19 protein-coding genes are annotated in these 18,721 nt (G+C 64.0%); 2 read left to right on the top strand and 17 right to left on the bottom strand.

What is annotated here, in order from left to right:
• Positions 1-31: 31 nt before the first annotated feature.
• On the bottom strand, positions 32-1,384 hold the full coding sequence (gene glmM / locus FJ964_RS13695) for a phosphoglucosamine mutase (protein ID WP_140550858.1): 1,353 nt from the start codon (positions 1,382-1,384) through the stop codon (positions 32-34).
• 367 nt (positions 1,385-1,751) lie between these two features.
• Here glmM and FJ964_RS13690 point away from each other — a divergent pair, with 367 nt between their 5' ends.
• Positions 1,752-2,618 carry a hypothetical protein gene (locus tag FJ964_RS13690; protein WP_140550857.1) on the top strand — a complete coding sequence of 289 codons (867 nt, stop codon included), beginning with the start codon at positions 1,752-1,754 and terminating at the stop codon, positions 2,616-2,618.
• Between the two features lie 470 nt (positions 2,619-3,088).
• Here FJ964_RS13690 and ftsH read toward each other — a convergent pair whose 3' ends face one another.
• The 11 genes from ftsH to ybgC all read right to left on the bottom strand — a co-directional run bounded on the left by ftsH (position 3,089) and on the right by ybgC (position 13,470).
• A complete protein-coding gene (gene ftsH / locus FJ964_RS13685; RefSeq protein ID WP_140493260.1) occupies positions 3,089-5,014 on the bottom strand; it encodes an ATP-dependent zinc metalloprotease FtsH in 1,926 nt (641 codons plus the stop codon).
• Positions 5,015-5,147: 133 nt separating this feature from the next.
• Positions 5,148-6,506: a tRNA lysidine(34) synthetase TilS gene (tilS, locus tag FJ964_RS13680; RefSeq protein ID WP_181172453.1), complete on the bottom strand. Its 1,359-nt coding sequence runs from the start codon at positions 6,504-6,506 to the stop codon at positions 5,148-5,150.
• A gap of 58 nt (positions 6,507-6,564) precedes the next feature.
• On the bottom strand, positions 6,565-7,683 hold the full coding sequence (gene ybgF, locus FJ964_RS13675) for a tol-pal system protein YbgF (protein WP_140550856.1): 1,119 nt from the start codon (positions 7,681-7,683) through the stop codon (positions 6,565-6,567).
• A gap of 212 nt (positions 7,684-7,895) precedes the next feature.
• Positions 7,896-8,402, bottom strand: a complete 507-nt coding sequence (gene pal, locus FJ964_RS13670; protein WP_140550855.1) for a peptidoglycan-associated lipoprotein Pal — start codon at positions 8,400-8,402, stop codon at positions 7,896-7,898.
• Positions 8,403-8,632: 230 nt separating this feature from the next.
• The gene (locus FJ964_RS31660) at positions 8,633-8,776 is read right to left on the bottom strand and encodes a four helix bundle protein (RefSeq protein WP_263493246.1); all 144 of its coding nucleotides are present in this window, start codon (positions 8,774-8,776) and stop codon (positions 8,633-8,635) included.
• Entirely contained in the window at positions 8,760-9,011 is a 252-nt protein-coding gene (locus FJ964_RS13665) for a four helix bundle protein (protein WP_263493237.1), read from the bottom strand. Before FJ964_RS13665 ends, FJ964_RS31660 begins: the two co-directional genes overlap by 17 nt.
• Before the next feature lie 30 nt (positions 9,012-9,041).
• On the bottom strand, positions 9,042-10,352 hold the full coding sequence (tolB, locus tag FJ964_RS13660; protein WP_140550854.1) for a Tol-Pal system beta propeller repeat protein TolB: 1,311 nt from the start codon (positions 10,350-10,352) through the stop codon (positions 9,042-9,044).
• A 41-nt stretch (positions 10,353-10,393) separates the two neighbouring features.
• Complete coding sequence (locus tag FJ964_RS13655) at positions 10,394-11,548, bottom strand: energy transducer TonB (RefSeq protein WP_140550853.1); 1,155 nt, start codon at positions 11,546-11,548, stop codon at positions 10,394-10,396.
• Positions 11,549-11,555: 7 nt separating this feature from the next.
• Positions 11,556-12,008, bottom strand: coding sequence for a protein TolR (gene tolR / locus FJ964_RS13650; RefSeq protein WP_140493239.1), 453 nt, complete (start codon positions 12,006-12,008; stop codon positions 11,556-11,558).
• An 11-nt stretch (positions 12,009-12,019) separates the two neighbouring features.
• Positions 12,020-12,730 (bottom strand): protein TolQ, encoded by a 711-nt coding sequence (gene tolQ, locus FJ964_RS13645; protein ID WP_140550852.1) that lies wholly within the window; start codon positions 12,728-12,730, stop codon positions 12,020-12,022.
• Positions 12,731-12,999: 269 nt separating this feature from the next.
• On the bottom strand, positions 13,000-13,470 hold the full coding sequence (gene ybgC, locus FJ964_RS13640; RefSeq protein WP_140550851.1) for a tol-pal system-associated acyl-CoA thioesterase: 471 nt from the start codon (positions 13,468-13,470) through the stop codon (positions 13,000-13,002).
• 57 nt (positions 13,471-13,527) lie between these two features.
• Between ybgC and FJ964_RS13635 the strand changes: the two genes are divergently transcribed.
• Entirely contained in the window at positions 13,528-14,778 is a 1,251-nt protein-coding gene (locus tag FJ964_RS13635) for a cellulase family glycosylhydrolase (RefSeq protein ID WP_140550850.1), read from the top strand.
• A 107-nt stretch (positions 14,779-14,885) separates the two neighbouring features.
• Here FJ964_RS13635 and ruvB read toward each other — a convergent pair whose 3' ends face one another.
• The 5 genes from ruvB to FJ964_RS13610 all read right to left on the bottom strand — a co-directional run bounded on the left by ruvB (position 14,886) and on the right by FJ964_RS13610 (position 18,513).
• Complete coding sequence (gene ruvB, locus FJ964_RS13630; protein WP_140493220.1) at positions 14,886-15,923, bottom strand: Holliday junction branch migration DNA helicase RuvB; 1,038 nt, start codon at positions 15,921-15,923, stop codon at positions 14,886-14,888.
• A 43-nt stretch (positions 15,924-15,966) separates the two neighbouring features.
• On the bottom strand, positions 15,967-16,587 hold the full coding sequence (gene ruvA, locus FJ964_RS13625; protein ID WP_140550849.1) for a Holliday junction branch migration protein RuvA: 621 nt from the start codon (positions 16,585-16,587) through the stop codon (positions 15,967-15,969).
• Positions 16,584-17,123, bottom strand: coding sequence for a crossover junction endodeoxyribonuclease RuvC (gene ruvC, locus FJ964_RS13620; protein WP_140550848.1), 540 nt, complete (start codon positions 17,121-17,123; stop codon positions 16,584-16,586). Before ruvC ends, ruvA begins: the two co-directional genes overlap by 4 nt.
• Before the next feature lie 92 nt (positions 17,124-17,215).
• Complete coding sequence (locus tag FJ964_RS13615) at positions 17,216-17,749, bottom strand: DUF1465 family protein (protein WP_140493205.1); 534 nt, start codon at positions 17,747-17,749, stop codon at positions 17,216-17,218.
• Positions 17,750-18,132: 383 nt separating this feature from the next.
• Positions 18,133-18,513, bottom strand: a complete 381-nt coding sequence (locus FJ964_RS13610) for a cbb3-type cytochrome c oxidase subunit I (protein WP_140550847.1) — start codon at positions 18,511-18,513, stop codon at positions 18,133-18,135.
• Between the last annotated feature and the right edge of the window lie 208 nt (positions 18,514-18,721).

The raw sequence follows: 18,721 nt of genomic DNA, 5'->3' as shown, positions 1-18,721 counted from the left end.
GCGGCGTCGCGCCCTCCGGATGCGCCTGAGATCAGGCGGCGCTGCGTGTTTCCGAGATGACCTCGACGATGTCGTTGACGACGGCCTCGACCAGTTGCGGGTCGTCGCCCTCGGCCATGACACGGATCAGCGGCTCGGTGCCGGACGGCCGGATGACGAGCCGCCCCGCCTTGCCGAGGCGTTGACGGGCGTCCTCGATCGCAGCCTTGACCGGAGCTGCCTCGAGCGGCTTGCCGCCGGCGATGCGGACGTTCTTCAGGAGTTGCGGCACCGGCTCGAACTTCTTCGACAATTCGCTGACCGGCCGGCCCTGTCGCTTGATGCAGGCCAGCACCTGCAGCGCCGAAACCAGGCCGTCGCCCGTGGTCGAGAAGTCCGACAGCACGATGTGGCCCGACTGCTCGCCGCCGACATTGAGCCCATGCGCGCGCATATGTTCCACGACATAGCGGTCGCCGACCTTGGTGCGGTGCAATTGCAGTTTCATGTCGCCGAGGAAGCGTTCGAGGCCGAGATTGGACATGACCGTCGAAACGACCCCACCGCCGGCAAGCCGCCCGCTCTGGTGCCAGGACTCGGCGATCATTGCCATGATCTGGTCGCCGTCGACGATCGCGCCGTTCTCGTCAACGATGACGACACGGTCGGCATCGCCGTCGAGCGCGATGCCGATGTCGGCGCGCACCTCGTGCACCTTCTTCTGCAGGCCCGCCGGATGGGTCGAGCCGCATTCCTTGTTGATGTTGAAGCCGTTGGGCTCGACATTGATGGCCACCACTTCGGCGCCCAGCTCCCAAAGCGCCTCGGGGGCAACCTTGTAGGCAGCGCCATTGGCGCAATCGACGACGATCCTCAAACCTGAAAGCGACATCGAACGCGGCAAGGTGCGCTTTGCAAACTCGATATAGCGGTCATGCACGCCATCGACGCGCTTGGCGCGACCAAGCCCGTCGGAATCGGCGAGGGCCAGTTCGATATCCTTGTCCAGCATGCTCTCGATGCGCTCTTCGATCTCGTCGGAAAGCTTGTAGCCGTCGGGACCGAACAGCTTGATGCCATTGTCGTAATAAGGATTGTGCGAGGCCGAGATCATGACGCCGATATCGGCGCGCAGCGAACGCACCAGCATGGCTACCGCCGGCGTCGGGATGGGGCCGAGCAGGAACACATCCATGCCGGCGGCGCAGAGGCCCGCCACCATGGCGTTCTCGATCATGTAGCCGGAAAGTCTGGTGTCCTTGCCGAGCACCACACGGTGACGATGGCTGCCGCGCTGGAAGGACAGGCCGGCCGCCATGCCGACCCTCATCGCGATTTCCGCCGTCATTGGAAACTTGTTGGCGCGCCCGCGAATACCGTCCGTGCCGAAATAATTTCCTGCCATGCTAGTCAGTGTCCCCGGTGGTTCCTGCCCGGTACGTCATGCCATAATTGGCCGGCGCACTACGATCACATTTCGTAATTATCTGTTACCAATCCATTAGAAAACCCTTGTTGTGCATTGCACACAGACTGACGCAACCTAGCGTGATGGCGCTGCCTTGCCACAATATACCATGCCTCTGGACCATTCGACATGGATTTACCCGCAAATTCTTGTCTTCGAGCCGGCAACAGGCAACGATTTCATTACCTTGTCGGCAGAAGCGGGTTTCGGCGATGTATACGCCACTTAGCATCTGGCGCAACCGACCGTTGAGCGGTATTGATTTGCAGGGACGTATAATGGGCTGCTGCAACGGAGAAACGCTATGCTCATCCACCGACTTGCCACTTTGACCGGCCTTGCGGTCGCGACGTTATTCCTGGCCGCGCCAGCCAACGCGCTGACGATGGCCGAGTGCAGCACCAAGTATAACGCGGCCAAGGACGCGGGAACACTTGCCGGCCAGACCTGGAACCAGTTCCGCAAGGCGCAGTGCGGCACTGATGCCGCCGCGGCGGCCAAGCCCGACGCCAAGGCAGCGGACACCAAGGCGGCCGATACGAAGCCGGCCAAGGCGACCAAGGCTGCGGCCGCCGCCGCCGATGACGGAGCGAAAGGCCTGACCGCAAAGGAATGCAGCACCAAGTACCAGGCGGCCAAGGCTGCCGGCACGCTCAACGGCATGAAGTGGAACGACTTCCGCAAGAGCGAATGCGGCGCCGGCGCATCCGCTGCCGCCGCCACCAAGCCGGCGACCACCAAGCCGGCGACCACCAAGGCGGCAACCACGGCTGCGGCGACCGACAGCGCGGGCAAGGGCCTGAGCATGGCCGAATGCAGCAGCAAGTACCAGGCGGCCAAGACCGCCAATACGCTCAACGGCATGAAGTGGAACGACTTCCGCAAGGCCGAATGCGGCGCCGGCGCCTCGGACGATGACACCGTCCCGGCTCCAACAGAGGCGACCTACACCAAGGAGCCGGCAAAACCGACTGTCGCTGCGCCGAAGGGCGTGAGTTTCCCGACCGCGATCTCGCCGAAATTCGCCACCGAAACCCCGGCCAAGGCCCGCATGCATACCTGCCTCCAGCAGTATTATGCCAACAAGGACGCCAACACCCTTGGCGGCCTGAAGTGGATCCAGAAGGGCGGCGGCTTCTACAGCCTCTGCAATGCCAAGCTGAAGAGCTGAGCGACAGCACTATTTGAGGAAAGTAAGGCCCGCGAGCCGCAAGGTTCGCGGGCTTTTTTGCCCGCGGCTTCAGCAGGATCCCAGTGTGCTGATGAGAGCGCGCTGTCGGCGACGCGGCCATCCCCACGTGAGGAGATGGCCGGCAGGCCAGAGGGGGCACGAAGGTTCGTTGCCTGCTCCGGCCAGGTTGCCTTGCATTCACGAAAGCTGGGCGAGGGTGGCTCGAGGAATCGAACGGCAAGAGAGATCCTCCCGCAGCCCGGAAGGCCTAGCCTCGATTAGTCGGCGGACGCTGCCCCTCTGAGCTGCCGGGCACCTTCCACAAAGTGGGAAGATTGGCTGTCACGCCGGCTCCCGCCAATCACCCGACCAACCCTGCAGGCGCAGGCTACGGAGAAACTCGGCAGCCTGCCCCAAACAGAAACGCCGCGGTCGAACCGCGGCGTTTCTCAATTTGGTCTTGGCCGGGTTCAGCTCGACGGCTGCGGTTCCATGCCGCCTTCGGGCTCGGGGCCCTTTTTGCGGCGGCCCGACTTCGGCACGGCCGAACCACGGCTCGGCGGCGTGTCGTCGCCGAGGTCGCGCGCGGGTTTCTCGCCGGCGATCAGCTGCTTGATCTCGTCGCCCGACAGGGTCTCGTATTCGAGCAGGCCCTGTGCCAGCGCGATCCATTCCTTCTTCTTCTTGGTCAGCACCGACCTCGCGGTCGAATAGGCCTCGTCGATCAGGCGGCGCACTTCGGCGTCGATGATCTGCGCGGTCTCTTCCGAAATGTTCTGCGTGCGCGCCACCGAATGACCGAGGAACACTTCCTCCTGGTTGTCGCCATAGGCGACATGGCCGAGCTTGTCGGAGAAGCCCCAGCGCGTGACCATGGCGCGCGCCAGCTTGGTCGCCTGCTCGATATCGGAGGAAGCGCCCGACGTGATGTTCTCCTTGCCGAACTTGAACTCCTCGGCAACGCGGCCGCCCATCATGATGGCAAGCCGTGAGATCATGTACTTGTAGCTCATCGAATAGCGGTCGCCTTCCGGCAGCTGCATGACCATGCCGAGCGCGCGGCCGCGCGGAATGATGGTCGCCTTGTGCAGCGGGTCGGCCGACGGCACGTTGAGCGCCAGTATGGCGTGACCGGCCTCGTGATAGGCGGTCAACTCCTTCTCGGCCTGGGTCATCGCCGAGGAGCGGCGCTCGGCGCCCATCATGATCTTGTCCTTGGCGTCCTCGAACTCGGCCATGGTGACGAGGCGCTTGTTGCGCCGCGCCGCCATCAGGGCGGCTTCGTTGACGAGGTTCATCAGATCGGCGCCGGAAAAGCCCGGCGTGCCGCGGGAGACGACCTTGAGGTCGACATTGGGCGCCAGCGGCACGTTGCGCACATGCACTTTCAGGATCTTCTCGCGTCCGACGATGTCGGGGTTCGGCACCACCACCTGGCGGTCGAAACGGCCGGGCCTCAGCAGCGCCGGGTCGAGCACGTCGGGCCGGTTGGTGGCGGCGATCAGGATGATGCTTTCGTTGGACTCGAAGCCGTCCATCTCGACCAGCAACTGGTTCAGCGTCTGCTCGCGCTCGTCATTGCCGCCGCCGAGGCCGGCGCCGCGATGGCGGCCGACCGCGTCGATTTCGTCGATGAAGATGATGCAGGGCGCGTTCTTCTTGGCCTGGTCGAACATGTCGCGCACACGGGATGCGCCGACGCCGACGAACATCTCGACGAAGTCCGAACCCGAAATGGTGAAGAACGGCACGTTGGCCTCGCCGGCGACCGAGCGGGCGAGCAGCGTCTTGCCGGTTCCCGGAGGGCCGACCAAGAGCACGCCGCGCGGGATCTTGCCGCCGAGCCGCTGGAATTTCTGCGGATCGCGCAGGAACTCGACGATCTCCTCCAGGTCTTCCTTGGCCTCGTCGACGCCGGCGACGTCCTGGAAGGTGACGCGGCCATGCGCCTCGGTCAGAAGCTTGGCCTTGGACTTGCCGAAGCCCATGGCGCGGCCGGAGCCGGACTGCATCTGGCGCATGAAGAATATCCAGACGCCGAGGATCAGGATCATCGGCAGCCACGAGATCAGGTATCCGAACAGCGAGTTGGAACCGTCGGTCTCTGGCCGCGCATTGATGGTGACGTTCTTGTCCTGCAGCCGCGAGACCAGCGACGGATCGCCGGGCGAATAGGTCTGGAAGCCGCTCGAATTGTCGGTGTAGGTGCCGGAGATGCGGGCGCCGGCGATGGTCACCGTCTTGACCCGGCCCGCCGCGACATCCTGCAGGAACTGCGAATAAGGCACATCGCTCGAAGCCCCACGCGTCTGCGGCGTCTGGAACAGATTGAAGAGGGCGATGAGCAGGACCGCTATGATCGCCCAGAGCGCGAGGTTGCGATAGTTCGGATTCATCAATTGTCCCGTTGGCGTCCGCGGGCGGACACGCGTCGTGAGAGGAAACTTGAGCCTAACATAGGGAGAGCGCCCCCCCTTGCCAAGCAGAACAGCACGTCTGGGTTAAGCTTTCGCCCATGACCGACCGGCGCTATGGCCGGTTGAAAGGCGGGGCGGGAAGCAACGGCGCGCCGATCAATTCGGCGACGGCCCGCGCCGGCGCCAGGTCGAAGGACGGCAGGAAGCGGGCAAAGGGCGCAACGACGGCCTGTGCCGTGAACCCCGGCGACGCCTGCCCACCCCGAGGCAGGCCAGGGTTTTCAACAGCTTGCCGCGATGCCGGCTCGCAGGCCAGCGCGGCGCGCACGAGGCTGCACGGCGTCTCGCCTTCCGCGATCGCCAGACGCTTCGCCGCCGCTGCCCCGAACGGCGCGATCAACAATGCACTGCCGCCGTCGTCCAACGTGATATGCCGGCGGCCGTCCCAAAGCAGTCCGCCGGTGGCCGCGACCGCGGGCGGCAAGCCTCGCGCCTCGCGGCGCAGAAAGATGCCGGCGCGCCTGGAATCGACCACCGTCCGCGACAATGTGGCGCAAAGAAATCCAGCCTTCAGCCTACCGAACAGCGCCTGGCATCGCGCCTGGTCCGGCAGAAACTCAACGCCCCCGCTTGTGGCAAGGAGGATGCGCAGCGCATAGACGGCCGCCGGATCGTCGCCGGCCGAAAGCAGGGTCGGATCGAGGCGGACAAGACCCGGCGCCGGCCGACTGGCGAAGCGCGCGATCAAATCCGCGGCGCGGACGCCAAGCCGGCTGCGCGCCTCGCTCTCGCGCGCCGCCAGCGTCAATGCGTCATCGATGCGCTGCGCGCCGTCCGCGCCGGCCAGCGCCGCGCGCATGCGCGGTCGCTCGAAGGCCGCGTCGGCATTGGTCGGGTCCTCGGCCCAGCCGACATGCTCGCGCCGCAGGAAGTCGCGCAGGGCCGCGCGCCGAATGCCAAGGAGCGGCCGCACGATCCATTCGTGCCAGTCGTGCAAGGTGGCCGGTGCCATGCCGGCAAGGCCCCGCCCTTCCTCGCTGGCGCCCTTGCCTCGGACTTGCCGCATCAGCACCGTCTCGGCCTGGTCGTCCGCTGTATGACCGGTCACGATCAGGCCGAGGCCCTCCGCCCGCGCCGCCTCGGCCAGCAGCCGGTAGCGCGCCTCCCGCGCGGCGGCCGGCAACCCGGTCGAGGGCTTGCGTCCGGACCAGGCGACGATGCGGTGCGCGATGGCGTGCGCGGCGCACAGCCTGGCCACCGCTTCCGCTTCGGCCGCCGCGCCCTGCCGCAAGCCGTGGTCGACCGTCACCGCCAGCAGCTTCGCGAACGGCGCGGTTCGGTCGAGATGTCGTTTGAGAAGGAGAAGCAAGGCGGTCGAGTCGCTGCCGCCTGATACGGCCGCAACGGCGCCGCTGGTAAAGTCGATGTACGAAAAAAGGTCTTTCGAAAGATCAGGCTCGGTGTCGAGCATCAATGCATGTCACCCGAACACGGCTCCGGGGGCAGGGCAACGGCAGGCAGGAGAAGGGCTAGCACGCCGCCAGGGCCTTTTCCTGCTTCACGCGCTCCTTGAGCGTGTTGGAAATGTCGGGGTAGCGCTTGCCGACCTCGCTGAAGGTGGCGCAGGCCACGTCGTGCTGCTTGAGGCCGACCAGCGACACGCCGAGCTTCAGCAGCATGTCGGGGGCCTTCTTGGCCTTGGGATAGTCCTTGCTGGCGGCGAGGAAGACCTCCGCGGCATCGCGGTATTTCTGCTGGCCAAGCAGCGATTCGCCCAGCCAGTAGTGCGCATCCGCCGTTTTCGCGTCACGGGGAAAACGCGCGATGTGGTCGCGAAAACCCTGTTCGGCGGTGCCGTAATCGCCCGACAGGATGAACTGGTAGGAGTTGCGGTAGAGCTCCTCGGGATCGTTCGTGGAAGGCAGCGCCGCAACCACCGTGCCGTCGGACCTGCCGCTCTTGGCCGGAGCGCCGGTGGCTGGAGCGACATTCTGCGCCGGGGCTGTCGCCTGCGTGCTGCCGCCGGCATCGACCACATTGCCGTTCTTGTCGACGGTGATGCTGCCGAAGGTCTTTTCGGGCGCTCCCGTTCCGGGGATCACCTTGCCCGGATCGCCGTCGGAGGATTCGACGATGACGTCCTCGACGCTCTGGCCGCCGCCAGCCGACTGGCCGGCCGCTGCCCGATTGCCGGCCCCGGCAGGCGGTTGCGTCGCCGGCGCCTCGGCCACGCTGCCGTCGCTGTCGGGCGCGGCCTGCGACTTCTTCTGTCCGGCCGGCTGCTGCGCGCCTTGCGTGCCGCCCTCGAGCTGCTGGAACCGAAATTCGTTGTCTTCCTGCTGTTTGCGGATCTGCTCCTGCATCTGCAGGATCTGGAAGTTGAGCTCCTCGATCTTGCCGTTCATCTGGCGCAGCTGGTCCTCGAGCCCGGTGGCGCCTGTGCCGGTCGACTGCTGCGCGAACTGAACCTGGTCCGGCTTCTTCTTCTCGCCGAAGATGCCAGGCAGCTCGATGCTGGGCAGATGGAACGAAAAGCCGCTGTCGGCTGGCTGTCCCGCGCCATCACTCCCTAAGCCACCCGCCATCGCGGTGACGCCTGAAAGGAGCAGCAGCGCAAGCGTGCCGCTCAGAACCGATCTCAAATGCATATGCCTCTCGCCGTGTCGTTACCTTGTTCGCGCCTTCCAATCGGTATGGGACCAGCCAAGCGCCCTCGGCTCATAGCAGGACGCGAGACTTCGGCCAAATTTTGTTTGAAGGGACCAAACATGAAAAAGGCGGCCTTTCAGCCGCCTTTCGCAAACCTGTGTTGCATTTTTGCCGGTCGTGTTTTTCGCGTGTCCCTCGACGCGCGAAAATGTCAGGAACCGGCGCCGCTGAGCGTGGTGACCGCGCGGCGGTTCTGCGACCAGCAGGAGATGTCGTCGCACACCGCGACCGGCCGTTCCTTGCCGTAGGAAATGGTCTTCAGGCGGTTGGCGGAGACGCCCTTGGAGACCAGGAAGTCACGCGTGGCGGCGGCGCGGCGGGCGCCGAGCGCCAGATTGTATTCGCGTGTGCCGCGCTCGTCGGCATGGCCTTCAATGACGATCGCATACTGCTTGTACTGGTTAAGCCACTGCGCCTGGCGCGACAGCGTCGTCTGGGCGTCGGCGCGGATCGAGGAGGAGTCCGTGTCGAAGAAGATGCGGTCGCCGATATTGACGGTGAAGTCCTGGGCCGATCCGGGCGTTGCGGCGCCGGCGCCGCTGAGGCCGAGATCCGCGGCGCTGTTGGGGGTCTTCTTCGAAGCGCAACCGGCGATGGCGAGCATCGCCACCAGCGCGATCATGACGGGGTTTCTGGTAAGTGCTGCGATACGGCTCATGCCGCCTCTCCTTCGCATTCGAGTGATTTCGTTGATCACCCAGTAACCACGTTTGGGTTAACCGGCATTCAAGAAACACGGTTAAAATTTGGTTAGGCTGCCGTCCGCAGCCATTGCGCCCAACGCTTGACCAGGGGCGACATTGAGCGCGGACCGTAGGCGGAAATGCGGCTAAAACGCGACAAAGGGTGGAAATAGGAATTGAAGAACTGAAGAATTGAAGAAACGGGTCATTTCAACTTCTCCCTCAGATTCACCAGCATTCCGTAAATATGGACATAGGATTGCAGCCATTCATCGCGTTGTGCTTGCGTGATGTAGCCAAGGTCGGACGCGTACGAAATCCATGTCTCTACTTCACTGCATGATCCCATGGCCATAGAAATGAACCGTGCAAACTCGGGCCTGGAATGGGTCTGTTTTGGCAAATCCCTCGGCCAGATTGGCACAGATCGCCTTGCTGGATCGCCGCATTTGGTCAGCCAACGCGTATTGTTCCATTTTCGGAAAAACAAGCGTGGCTTTGTGGACGTAGAGGGAAACCGCATAAGCGCGCCTATAAACGTCCAAATCCCTCGCCCGCTTGATGTAGCCCGCTTCTCTCCCCATTCTTCAATTCTTCAATTCTTCAATTCTCTCTCACTCCAGCAGCGGTGACCAAGCCGGGTCGGAGGCAAAGTTCGCGGTCGGGATCGACTGCTCGTTGCGGCCGGTGAGATCGACGGAAACCAGTTTCGGGCCGCCGGCGGAATCGCGGAAGAACATCAGCACGCGGCCGTTCGGCGCCCAGGTCGGTCCTTCCTGCTGGAAGCCGGACGACAGGATGCGCTCGCCCGAACCGTCGGTCTTCATGACGCCGATCTGGAATTCGCCGCCAGTCTGCTTGGTGAAGGCGATGAGGTCGCCGCGCGGCGACCATACCGGCGTCGAATAGACACCGTCGCCGAAGGAGATGCGGGTCTGGCCGGAACCGTCGGCGCCCATCACATAGATCTGCGCGCGGCCGCCACGGTCGGAGGTGAATACCACCTTGCTGCCGTCGGGCGAATAGGATGGCGAGGTGTCGATGGCGGTCGAGTTGGTGAGCCGGGTCGTCGAGCGGCTCCTCAGGTCCATCGCGAAGATGTTGGAATTGCCGTCGTCGCGCAGCAGGCTCATGATCACCTTCTGGCCATCGGGCGAAAAGCGCGGCGCAAACGTCATGCCCGGAAAATTGCCGACCAGTTCGCGCTGGCCGGTCTCGATCTGCAGGAGATACACCCGCGGCTGGCCGCTCTCATAGGACATGTAGGTGATTTCCTGCCGGTTCGGCGAGAAGCGCGGCGTCAAGACGATCGCCCGGCCGTCCGAGAGATAGCGCACATTGGCGCCGTCCTGGTCCATGATGGCGAGGCGCTTCTTGCGCGCGTTCTTGGCGCCGGACTCGTCGATGAAGACGACGCGCGTGTCGAAATAGCCCTTCTCGCCGGTCAGCCGCTCGTAGATGGCATCGGCGATGATGTGAGCGACACGTCGCTGATTGGCGTCGTTGGCGAAGAATTGTTCGCCCGACATCTGCTGGCCCGCGAACGTGTCCCACAGCCGATACTGCGCGCGGATGCGCCCGTCGGCCTCCTTGCTGACGCTGCCGGTGACCAGCGCCTGGGCATTGATCACCTTCCAGTCGTCGAAGCGAGGCGCTGCGTCAGGATTGGCGATCTTCTCGATGAAGGCGCTTTTGTCGATCGGTGCGAACAGGCCCGAGCGTTTCAGGTCGGCGGTGACGATGCCGGAAATCTGCGCGCCAAGCCCGTCGCCCGACTGGAAATCGGTGATGGCGATCGGCAGCGGCTCGACATTGCCCTTGTTGACGTTGATCTCGACGAGCGCCCATGCAGGCATAACGGCGCCGGCCATCGAGCCCAGCGCTATTGTCGCGACCATCAGGAGCGGCTTGAGGATGGATTTCATGTCTTCTCGCTTCTCTTCGCTGATTCTGCGGAGGGCAGGCCTCAAAGGCCAAGCATTTCCCTCGGATCGAAAGTGACACGGACCTGGGCCCAGATGTCCTGTTTGCCCGCCGGAACTTGAAGGCCGGCCATGTTGCATTTCTGAACCGCACGCACGGCGCTTTCATCGAACTGCCGGTTTCCGCTCGATTTCTCGACGGTAGGCCGGCCATCCAGCTTGCCGGAGGGGTCGAGGTTAAACATGACCACGGCGACGAAATTCTCCGAGCCCTCCAGCCCCGCCGGCAACGTCCAGCAACCGCCAAGCTGATCCGACAAGGCGCCCAGTTCTGATCTCGACAACTTCTGGCCCTGGTCCTTCTCGCCGCCGAGCGAAGCCTGCTGTGTCGAACGCTTGGCGCCGCCGCCGGACGGCTTCTGCTTGTCCAGCAGGGCCGAGATCTCGTCGGAATTGAACTGCTTGTCATCCGACTTCGGCTTGGACGAAGCTTCCTTGACGGGCTTGTCGGCGTCCTTGCGCTCCGGCGCCTTGGCGCTTTCCGCCTGTGCCGGCTGCGGCTTCGGCCGCGCCTGCGGCGCGGGCGCGGAGTCCGGCAGCTGGGCATCGTCAGGCTGGTCCTTGGCGATCGCCTGGGCGACCGCGTCCGGCTTCACCTCGGGCGTCGGCTCGATGGCCGCGGTCTTGTCCTGTGGCGGCGCCGGTGTCGGCTCCTTGGCCGGCGTCGGCTTGGGCTCGGTCTGCTTGACCGGCTCGGGCTTGACCTCTTCCTTGGGCTGCGGCGCGGGAGCCACTTCCGTGGCCGGCGTCGGCTTGGGCTTTTCCTGCGGCTTCGGCACGTCCTCGGTCTTCGGCTTTTCGATCGGCGTTGGCGCCGGCGGCGGGGCCGACGTCATGTCAACCGGCTTCGGCTTGGCCTCGGGCGTTATCGGCTTGTCGGTATCGACGCTGTTCTCGCCGACTTTCTGCGCATCCGGCACCACATCGGGACGCTGCGTGGGCAAGGGCGCCGGCTTTTCATGCACCACCGATTTCTTGTCGCCCTGCAGCACCTGGGCAGTGGCTTCGATGGGAACGATGTCGACAGCGACCGATTCGACATCGGCCGACGGAAGCGCGGCCGGTGCCGACAGCGTGAACAGGCCGAAGCCAATCAGCGCCGCATGCATGATCACCGATGTGGTGAGGCCGGTCCTCATGGTGGGTCTATTGATCCTGTTCCTGCAGTGAAACCAGGCCGATATTCTTGTAGCCGGCGGCCGAAATGCGGGCCATCACCTTCATCGCCGTGCCGTAGTCGGTGGACTTGTCGCCGCGAATGAAAATGCGCTCGTCATAGCCGGTCTTCGAGATCGCCTGCAGCTTCGCCACCAATTCCTCGATCGGGATTTCGGTTTCCTGGAGATAGATCTGACCGGCGGCATTGATCGAGACGGTGATCGGCTGCGTGTCGGCATTCATCGCCTTGGCCTGCGTATCCGGCAGATCGATCGGCACGCCGACCGTCAAAAGCGGGGCGGCGACCATGAAGATGATCAACAGGACCAGCATCACGTCGACCATCGGCGTGACGTTGATTTCGGCGATAAGGCCATGATGGCGGCCGCGCCGCCTGTGGCCGCGTCCGCCGCGTCCAGCCATGCCTACGGACATTCCCATCGGCTTACTCCTCAGGCCTTCGGCGCTACTTTTTCATCGATTTGGCGCGAGAGTATGGCGGAGAACTCGTCGGAGAACCCTTCCATGCGCACCGCGATCTTGCTCGCGTCCGATGACAGCTTGTTGTAGGCGATGACCGCCGGAATGGCGGCGAGCAGGCCGATGGCGGTGGCCAGCAGCGCCTCGGCGATGCCGGGCGCGACCACCGACAGGCTGGTGTTCTTGGAGCCGGCGATCGCCTGGAACGACGTCATGATGCCGATGACGGTGCCGAACAGGCCGATGAACGGGGCCGCCGAGCCCGTCGTGGCGAGGAAGCCGAGGCGTCCTTCGAGCTTCTCCATCTCGCGGGTCAGCGCCAGGTCCATCGCCTTGTCGATGCGGGTTTGCAAGCCGAGCGGCGACTTGGCGCCTTTCTCGAAACTCTTCTTCCACTCGCGCATCGCGGCGACGAAGATGGCGCCCATGCCCGATGTCTTGCGGTCGGCAAGCGTGCGGTAAAGCTCCTCCAGCGACTGCCCCGACCAGAACACCTGCTCGAACCGGTTCAGCGCCAACCGCATGCGGGCATAGGATACGAGCTTGTCGACGATGATCGCCCAGGTCCAGACCGAGGCGCAGAGCAGCCCGATCATGACCAGCTTGACCACCCAGCTGGCCTGCATGAACAGCGCCCAAATCGACAATTGCGCGCCCGGTTCGGCGAGTGCGATATTTTCCATCGTAACGTCCTTAAGATTTTCCGGGCGAAGCTGGCGGCTGGCCCCTGGCATCCCTTGTGGTCGGTTCGCACGAAGCTACCGGAACAACCCCAACCATGCCTTTCGCGGCCTTTTCGGGGCAAATATTGGTAAAAGGAAGGCGCTGGATAGCGCCAATCTTCACCAATCTCTTCATGAACCGTTATGGTTAAGGATGGGTTAGTCCATCAGGCGCGGCGCATTGCCGCGCTTCGAGGCCGGCGCTGGCGACACCAGGGGAGCCGACCCCTTTAATCCGCCTTGGGCATGAACGCAGCGATCCATTCCCTGGGGAAGCGGCGTGGCCGGCCATTCTCGCCGATGATCGCCGCCTCGACCCTGGCCTCGACCAGCACCTCGTCGCCGCGCTTGAGCTGCTGCGCCATGAAGATGCGCGCGCCGGAGATTTCCTCGGTCCGGGTGTCGATCGTCAGGATGTCGTCCATGCGGGCCGGGACGCGAAAGTCGATCTCCATGCGACGCACCACCCAGACTATTCTTTCGCCATGCTTGCCATCGGCAAGTTCGGTGTGGTGCACGCCGCTCAGCCTCAGATAGTCGGAGCGGCCGCGCTCAAGGAATTCGAGATAGCGGGCGTGGTAGACGACGCCGGAGAAGTCGGTGTCGGCATAGTAGACCCGTGCCATCAGCCGGTGGCCGAACGCCGTCAGCGCACCGGAAATCCCCGCCAGCAAGGTCGCGGATTCACCATGATCGTCCATTGCGCTTCCTTTTTCAGTCGCGGCAAGGCACCTGTGCCGCGCGTGACATGGCATCGGATGGCACTGTTGACGACGATGATCAAGACCTTGGTGAGGGCGCTGTTCGTGCTAATGGCTCTGGTCGGGCCTGGCCAGGCCGCGACCTTCTCGATGAAGCGCGGGCTCAATCTCGACCAGTGGGTGACCTGGCCGGGCGAAGACCGGTGGGGCGACGCCAAGGCCATCCTGCCCTACCCGGAATGGCGCAGATTTCTCAAGGCCGACGATCTGGAGGCCTTGAAGGATGCAGGCTTCGATTTCCTGCGCATGCCGGTCGATCCTTCGCCCTTCCTCTCCGAAAAGAGTATGGCGTTGCGCGACGATCTCTATGCCAGCGTGCTGGACTCTGTCCGCATGATCAACCGCGCCGGCTTGAAGGTTGTCGTCGACATGCACCTGATCCCCGCCGGCGGCGGGCGCAAGATCGGTATGGCCGAGGTGATGAACAACCCGGCGACATTCGATGCCTATGTCGAGGTGGTGCGCAAGATGGCGCGCATGCTCGCCGGGGAAGATCCGGCGCAAGTCGCCTTCGAGCCGATGAACGAACCGATCGTCGACTGCGACGCCGACGGCACCAGCCTGTGGCCGCAACGCCAGCAGAGATTGTTCGCCGCGGCGCGCTCTTCGGCGACGAGATTGACGCTTGTGCTGACCGGGGCCTGCTATTCCGCGGCGTCGTCGCTGGAAAAAATCGATCCGAAGGCGATTCCGGACGACAACGTCATCTGGACCTTCCATTCCTACGATCCGTTCCTGCTTACCCATCAGGGCGCGACCTGGGCCGGCGATTTCATTCCCTATGTGACCGGCCTGCCCTACCCGCTGACCGCGGTGCCGCGGGCTGAACTCGACGTCACGCTCGACACCATCCGCGCCAGGATCAAGGCCGAGGCGCCATGGGCGCGGCAGGGCGGCCTGCTTGCCTATCTCGACGAGCAGGTCGCCAGCATGGACACCGACGCCAAGCTGCTTGGCCTCATGGATGCGCCGTTCAAGGCCGTCGATGCCTGGGCGAAGGCCAACGGCATCAAGCCGGAAAACGTCACGTTGGGCGAGTTCGGCATGATCCGCCAGGAATACGGCAATCCCCATGTGATGCCGGCCGGATATCGCGCCGCCTATGTCCGGGACATGATCGCACGCGCCGAGGCGCACGGCTTCTCCTGGTCGGTGTGGAGTTACGGCGGCGCCTTCGGCATCGTCGACGCCTTCAATAGCGACAAGGCCGAGCCCGACGTGATAAACGTGATCCGGTCGCTTCACTGAGCGCCGTTGCTCCGCCCCGCCGGGACCGATCAGCAAGATCTCCGGTCGCACGCCGCAAAGCTGTTGCGGACGCTCGATCGCCGGCCGGAATGCCGCCGAGGGGGCCGCTATTCTTCCTGAAACAAATTGATCTGCTGTTGCGCCAGGTCCTTCGGCGCGTCGAGGCCAAGATGGCGCCAGGCATTGGCCGTCAGCACCCGGCCGCGCGGCGTGCGCTGGATGAAACCCTGCTGGATGAGATAAGGCTCGATGATGTCCTCGATGGCGTCGCGCGGCTCGGACAGGCCGGCGGCGATCGTCTCGATGCCGACCGGCCCGCCGCCGAAATTGCGCGCGATCATCGAAAGATAGCGGCGGTCGAGCGCATCGAGGCCGAGCGCGTCGACCTCCAGCCGGGTCAAGGCTTCGTCAGCGATCAAGCGGTTCACATGACCATCGCCGGCAACCGAAGCGAAATCGCGCACGCGGCGCAACAGCCGGCCGGCGATGCGCGGCGTGCCACGCGCGCGCCGCGCGATCTCCAGCGCGCCGTCATCGCCGAGCGGCATTTGCAGGATGCGTGCGCCGCGCCGCACGATCTGCTCCAGTTCCTCGACCGTGTAGAAGTTGAGCCGCACCGGGATGCCGAAGCGGTCGCGCAGCGGATTGGTGAGCAGGCCGAGCCGCGTGGTGGCGGCCACCAGCGTGAAACGGGCAAGGTCGATCTTGACCGAGCGCGCCGCCGGGCCCTCGCCGATGATCAGGTCGAGCTGGAAATCCTCCATCGCCGGATAGAGGATCTCTTCCACCGCCGGGTTCAGCCTGTGGATCTCATCGATGAACAGGACGTCGCCTTCCTCGAGATTGGTCAAGAGTGCGGCGAGATCGCCGGCCTTGGCGATGACCGGTCCGGAGGTCGAGCGGAAGTTGACGCCGAGCTCGCGCGCCATGATCTGCGCCAGCGTCGTCTTGCCGAGCCCGGGAGGACCGACGAACAGCACATGGTCGAGCGCTTCCTTGCGGCCCTTGGCGGCCTCGATGAACACTTTGAGGTTGGCCCGCACCGCCGCCTGGCCGACGAAATCGTCAAGCGTCTGCGGCCGCAAACTCTGATCGGCATCCTCGCCGCGTTTTTCCGGAGCGATGAGACGGGGGGAAAGGCTCATGCCGCCTTCCTTGCATATGGCCGGGAACCGGACAAGCGTGCGCTCACCGCGCCAGTTCCTTGAGCCCGAAGCGAATCAGCTTCGACGCGTCCGCCTCCTCGCCCGCCGTCTTCAGTGCCGCCGCCACCGCATTCGCGGCGGTGTCGCGGGAATAGCCGAGATTGACCAGGGCCGAGACCGCGTCTGTGATCGGCGCGGCTGCCACGCCTTCTCCGAGCTCCTGCTTCAAGCCGATCGTGCCCGAGGCGGCACCGGCATAGGCCGGCGCCTTGTTCTTCAATTCGGTAACGATGCGCTCGGCCACTTTCTTGCCGACGCCGGGCGCGCGGGACACCATGGCGATGTCGCGCAGCGCGATCGCGTTGGCAAGGTCGGCCGGCGCCAGCGTCGACAGGATGGCCAGCGCCACCTTGGCGCCGACGCCCTGCACATTGCTCATCAACAGCCGGAACCATTCGCGCTCCAGCACCGACTGGAAGCCGTAGAGCCGGATCATGTCCTCGCGCACATAGGTCTCGACGAACAGCACCACCGCTTCGCCGGGCGAAGGCAGCGCGGCAAGCGTGCGCGCCGAGCAGTAGGCGACGTAGCCGACGCCATGCACGTCGACGAGGCAGTGGTCCTCCTCGATCTCGTCGAGCGTACCCTTGAGCTTGCCGATCATGCCAGATCTTTCATGGAAGATAGGCCCTCATGGGTGCGTTTCAGGAGATAGGCGACGCTTTGCCGGTGATGCGCGTGGCAAATGGCTATGGCGAGCGCGTCGGCGGCATGTTCGGTGTCGAAGGTCGCTTTCGGCAGCAGCACCTTCACCATCATGTGGATCTGCTTCTTGTCGCCATGGCCGACGCCGATCACCGCCTTCTTGACCGCATTGGGTGCATATTCGGCAACGACCAAGCCGGCGCGCGCCGGCACCAGCATGGCGATGCCGCGCGCCTGGCCAAGCTTCAGCGTCGCGACCGCATCCTTGTTGACGAAGGTCTGTTCGACGGCCGCCTCATGCGGCATGGCCGTATGCAGGATTCCAGCCAACCCATCATGCAACTGGCACAGCCGCGTCGCCAGCGCCGCCTTGTCTTCGGAACGCACGGTGCCGGACGCGACGAAGCGCAGCGAATTGCCGAGGCTTTCGACAATGCCCCAGCCGGTGCGCCTGAGCCCCGGATCGATACCGATGATGCGAATCGCGTCCCCCATCCGGTTACTCTACCTCCCGGAGACAGCGATGCCAGCGAAATGTGAACAAACCGGAAACGGCAGCCTGCCGGACCAGAAATGCTCCGACAGCCTTAGTTGCGGGCGAAAGCCGTATTGAGCAGGCTGATCTGGTCCGAGACCGGATTGGGCCGGCGGCTCATGGGCTGCATGTCGACCACCGCGCCGGCACCGTAGATCTCCTCGTCCATGCGGCGCACCAGTGCCTGCAGGCGCAGCGACCGGTTGACGAGGTCGAGGAAATCCTTGGGCAGTTCGGCCCAGCCGGCCGCCTCGTCATGGGCGGAGGCGGTGTCGAGGCGCACCTTGGACTTTTCCGACGCGACCTGATCGCGGGTCATCTCGCCGGAATTCGCGGCGCGCTGCAGAAGCAGCCACGAGGCGACCTGCATCAGCCTCGTGGTTAGCCGCATCGATTCAGCCGCATAAAGCGTGGCCGCCAGCCGCGACAGCTTCTTGGCTTCGGCCCGGCCCTTCCCGTCGAGATACTCCGCCGCCTGTTCGACCAGCCCCATGCCTTCCTGGTAGAGCGGTTTGAAGGAGTGCGAAAAGACCCGACGTTCCGCCAGCTTGACGGTTTTCGCGCTGCCCTTCGAAGGCTCGTTCATTGATACGCCCCTGCACTTGCAACCGGCCGATTCGACTTACTGCCGATACACCCGGAACCCTACATAACTGAAGCTTGAAAATGCGCTTCGTCCGGGGTGAAGGCAAGCACATGTTTAACAGAAGGTTAACGCGATCCGGGGCGGACCGTGTCGCTGGAAAGCGGACAAAAAAAGAGCCGCGGATAAGGCGGCTCTCAGGAGTTTAACAGGGAGGCGTCAAACAAAGTGGCTCCAACCACTCGGTAAGAATCCAGATCACTGGATGCGCATAGTAAACGCCTGTAAAGCTTAATGAACTCTTAACGGCGCCGATGTTTTTTGAGCGAACCCCGCGTCACTGTGCCGTAACAGCACAGTTCCTGAAGGATATGCCGAGCCTCGACTCAGGCCGTTTTCCAGACCGCCGGCAAGGCAATGAAGGCAAACAGCAGCAAGGCCGCGTAGAAACCCATCGAAGACGCCGCCACCAGCGGTTCGATCGCGGCATTGCCGCCAAGCAGGAAGTAGAGCCCGATCAAAAGGCCGATGCCGCTGATTGCGGTCAGCCAGAAGTGAACGACGGCAACCGTCTTCTGTCCGACCGCCGGAAACAGATGATAGAAGAAGGCGAAGACCGCCGACATCAGCCATCCAGCGACCATCGTATGAGCGTGGGTCGGCATCTGGCCATGGTCCTGGCTGATCGCCATGTACAGGCCTAGCGCCATGCCGCACAGCGCATAGATAACGGCCAGCGTGAAGAAATTCCGTGCTACCCCTTGCATATCTTTCCCCCGAGTTGCCTTTCCCGTGTTCGGGAAAGGGTTGATCGTCAGGCGATTGCTCTCGCCACCGGGCTCCCGGCGCGGGCGCACTAGCATCGGCACTGTTTCTGGACGATGTCGCGCCCCCGGACGCCACTCACAATAGCAGAAAACCGGAAGGCGCGCTCGCAATATCAGCGGCTCCTTACGTTAGCCGGCATTTGAAACA

Origin of the sequence: Mesorhizobium sp. B2-3-2 (assembly GCF_006442295.1) — a bacterium.
Lineage (GTDB): Bacteria > Pseudomonadota > Alphaproteobacteria > Rhizobiales > Rhizobiaceae > Mesorhizobium.
Note: the sequence above shows the minus strand (reverse complement) of the source record. Positions and strands in the feature narration are given on the sequence as shown.

Coding starts and splice junctions, on each gene's coding strand:
- glmM (WP_140550858.1), bottom strand. CDS start 1,384: ATGGCAGGAAATTATTTCGGCACGGACGGTATTCGCGGGCGCGCCAAC.
- FJ964_RS13690 (WP_140550857.1), top strand. CDS start 1,752: ATGCTCATCCACCGACTTGCCACTTTGACCGGCCTTGCGGTCGCGACG.
- ftsH (WP_140493260.1), bottom strand. CDS start 5,014: ATGAATCCGAACTATCGCAACCTCGCGCTCTGGGCGATCATAGCGGTC.
- tilS (WP_181172453.1), bottom strand. CDS start 6,506: ATGCTCGACACCGAGCCTGATCTTTCGAAAGACCTTTTTTCGTACATC.
- ybgF (WP_140550856.1), bottom strand. CDS start 7,683: ATGCATTTGAGATCGGTTCTGAGCGGCACGCTTGCGCTGCTGCTCCTT.
- pal (WP_140550855.1), bottom strand. CDS start 8,402: ATGAGCCGTATCGCAGCACTTACCAGAAACCCCGTCATGATCGCGCTG.
- FJ964_RS31660 (WP_263493246.1), bottom strand. CDS start 8,776: ATGGGATCATGCAGTGAAGTAGAGACATGGATTTCGTACGCGTCCGAC.
- FJ964_RS13665 (WP_263493237.1), bottom strand. CDS start 9,011: ATGGGGAGAGAAGCGGGCTACATCAAGCGGGCGAGGGATTTGGACGTT.
- tolB (WP_140550854.1), bottom strand. CDS start 10,352: ATGAAATCCATCCTCAAGCCGCTCCTGATGGTCGCGACAATAGCGCTG.
- FJ964_RS13655 (WP_140550853.1), bottom strand. CDS start 11,548: ATGAGGACCGGCCTCACCACATCGGTGATCATGCATGCGGCGCTGATT.
- tolR (WP_140493239.1), bottom strand. CDS start 12,008: ATGGGAATGTCCGTAGGCATGGCTGGACGCGGCGGACGCGGCCACAGG.
- tolQ (WP_140550852.1), bottom strand. CDS start 12,730: ATGGAAAATATCGCACTCGCCGAACCGGGCGCGCAATTGTCGATTTGG.
- ybgC (WP_140550851.1), bottom strand. CDS start 13,470: ATGGACGATCATGGTGAATCCGCGACCTTGCTGGCGGGGATTTCCGGT.
- FJ964_RS13635 (WP_140550850.1), top strand. CDS start 13,528: ATGGCACTGTTGACGACGATGATCAAGACCTTGGTGAGGGCGCTGTTC.
- ruvB (WP_140493220.1), bottom strand. CDS start 15,923: ATGAGCCTTTCCCCCCGTCTCATCGCTCCGGAAAAACGCGGCGAGGAT.
- ruvA (WP_140550849.1), bottom strand. CDS start 16,587: ATGATCGGCAAGCTCAAGGGTACGCTCGACGAGATCGAGGAGGACCAC.
- ruvC (WP_140550848.1), bottom strand. CDS start 17,123: ATGGGGGACGCGATTCGCATCATCGGTATCGATCCGGGGCTCAGGCGC.
- FJ964_RS13615 (WP_140493205.1), bottom strand. CDS start 17,749: ATGAACGAGCCTTCGAAGGGCAGCGCGAAAACCGTCAAGCTGGCGGAA.
- FJ964_RS13610 (WP_140550847.1), bottom strand. CDS start 18,513: ATGCAAGGGGTAGCACGGAATTTCTTCACGCTGGCCGTTATCTATGCG.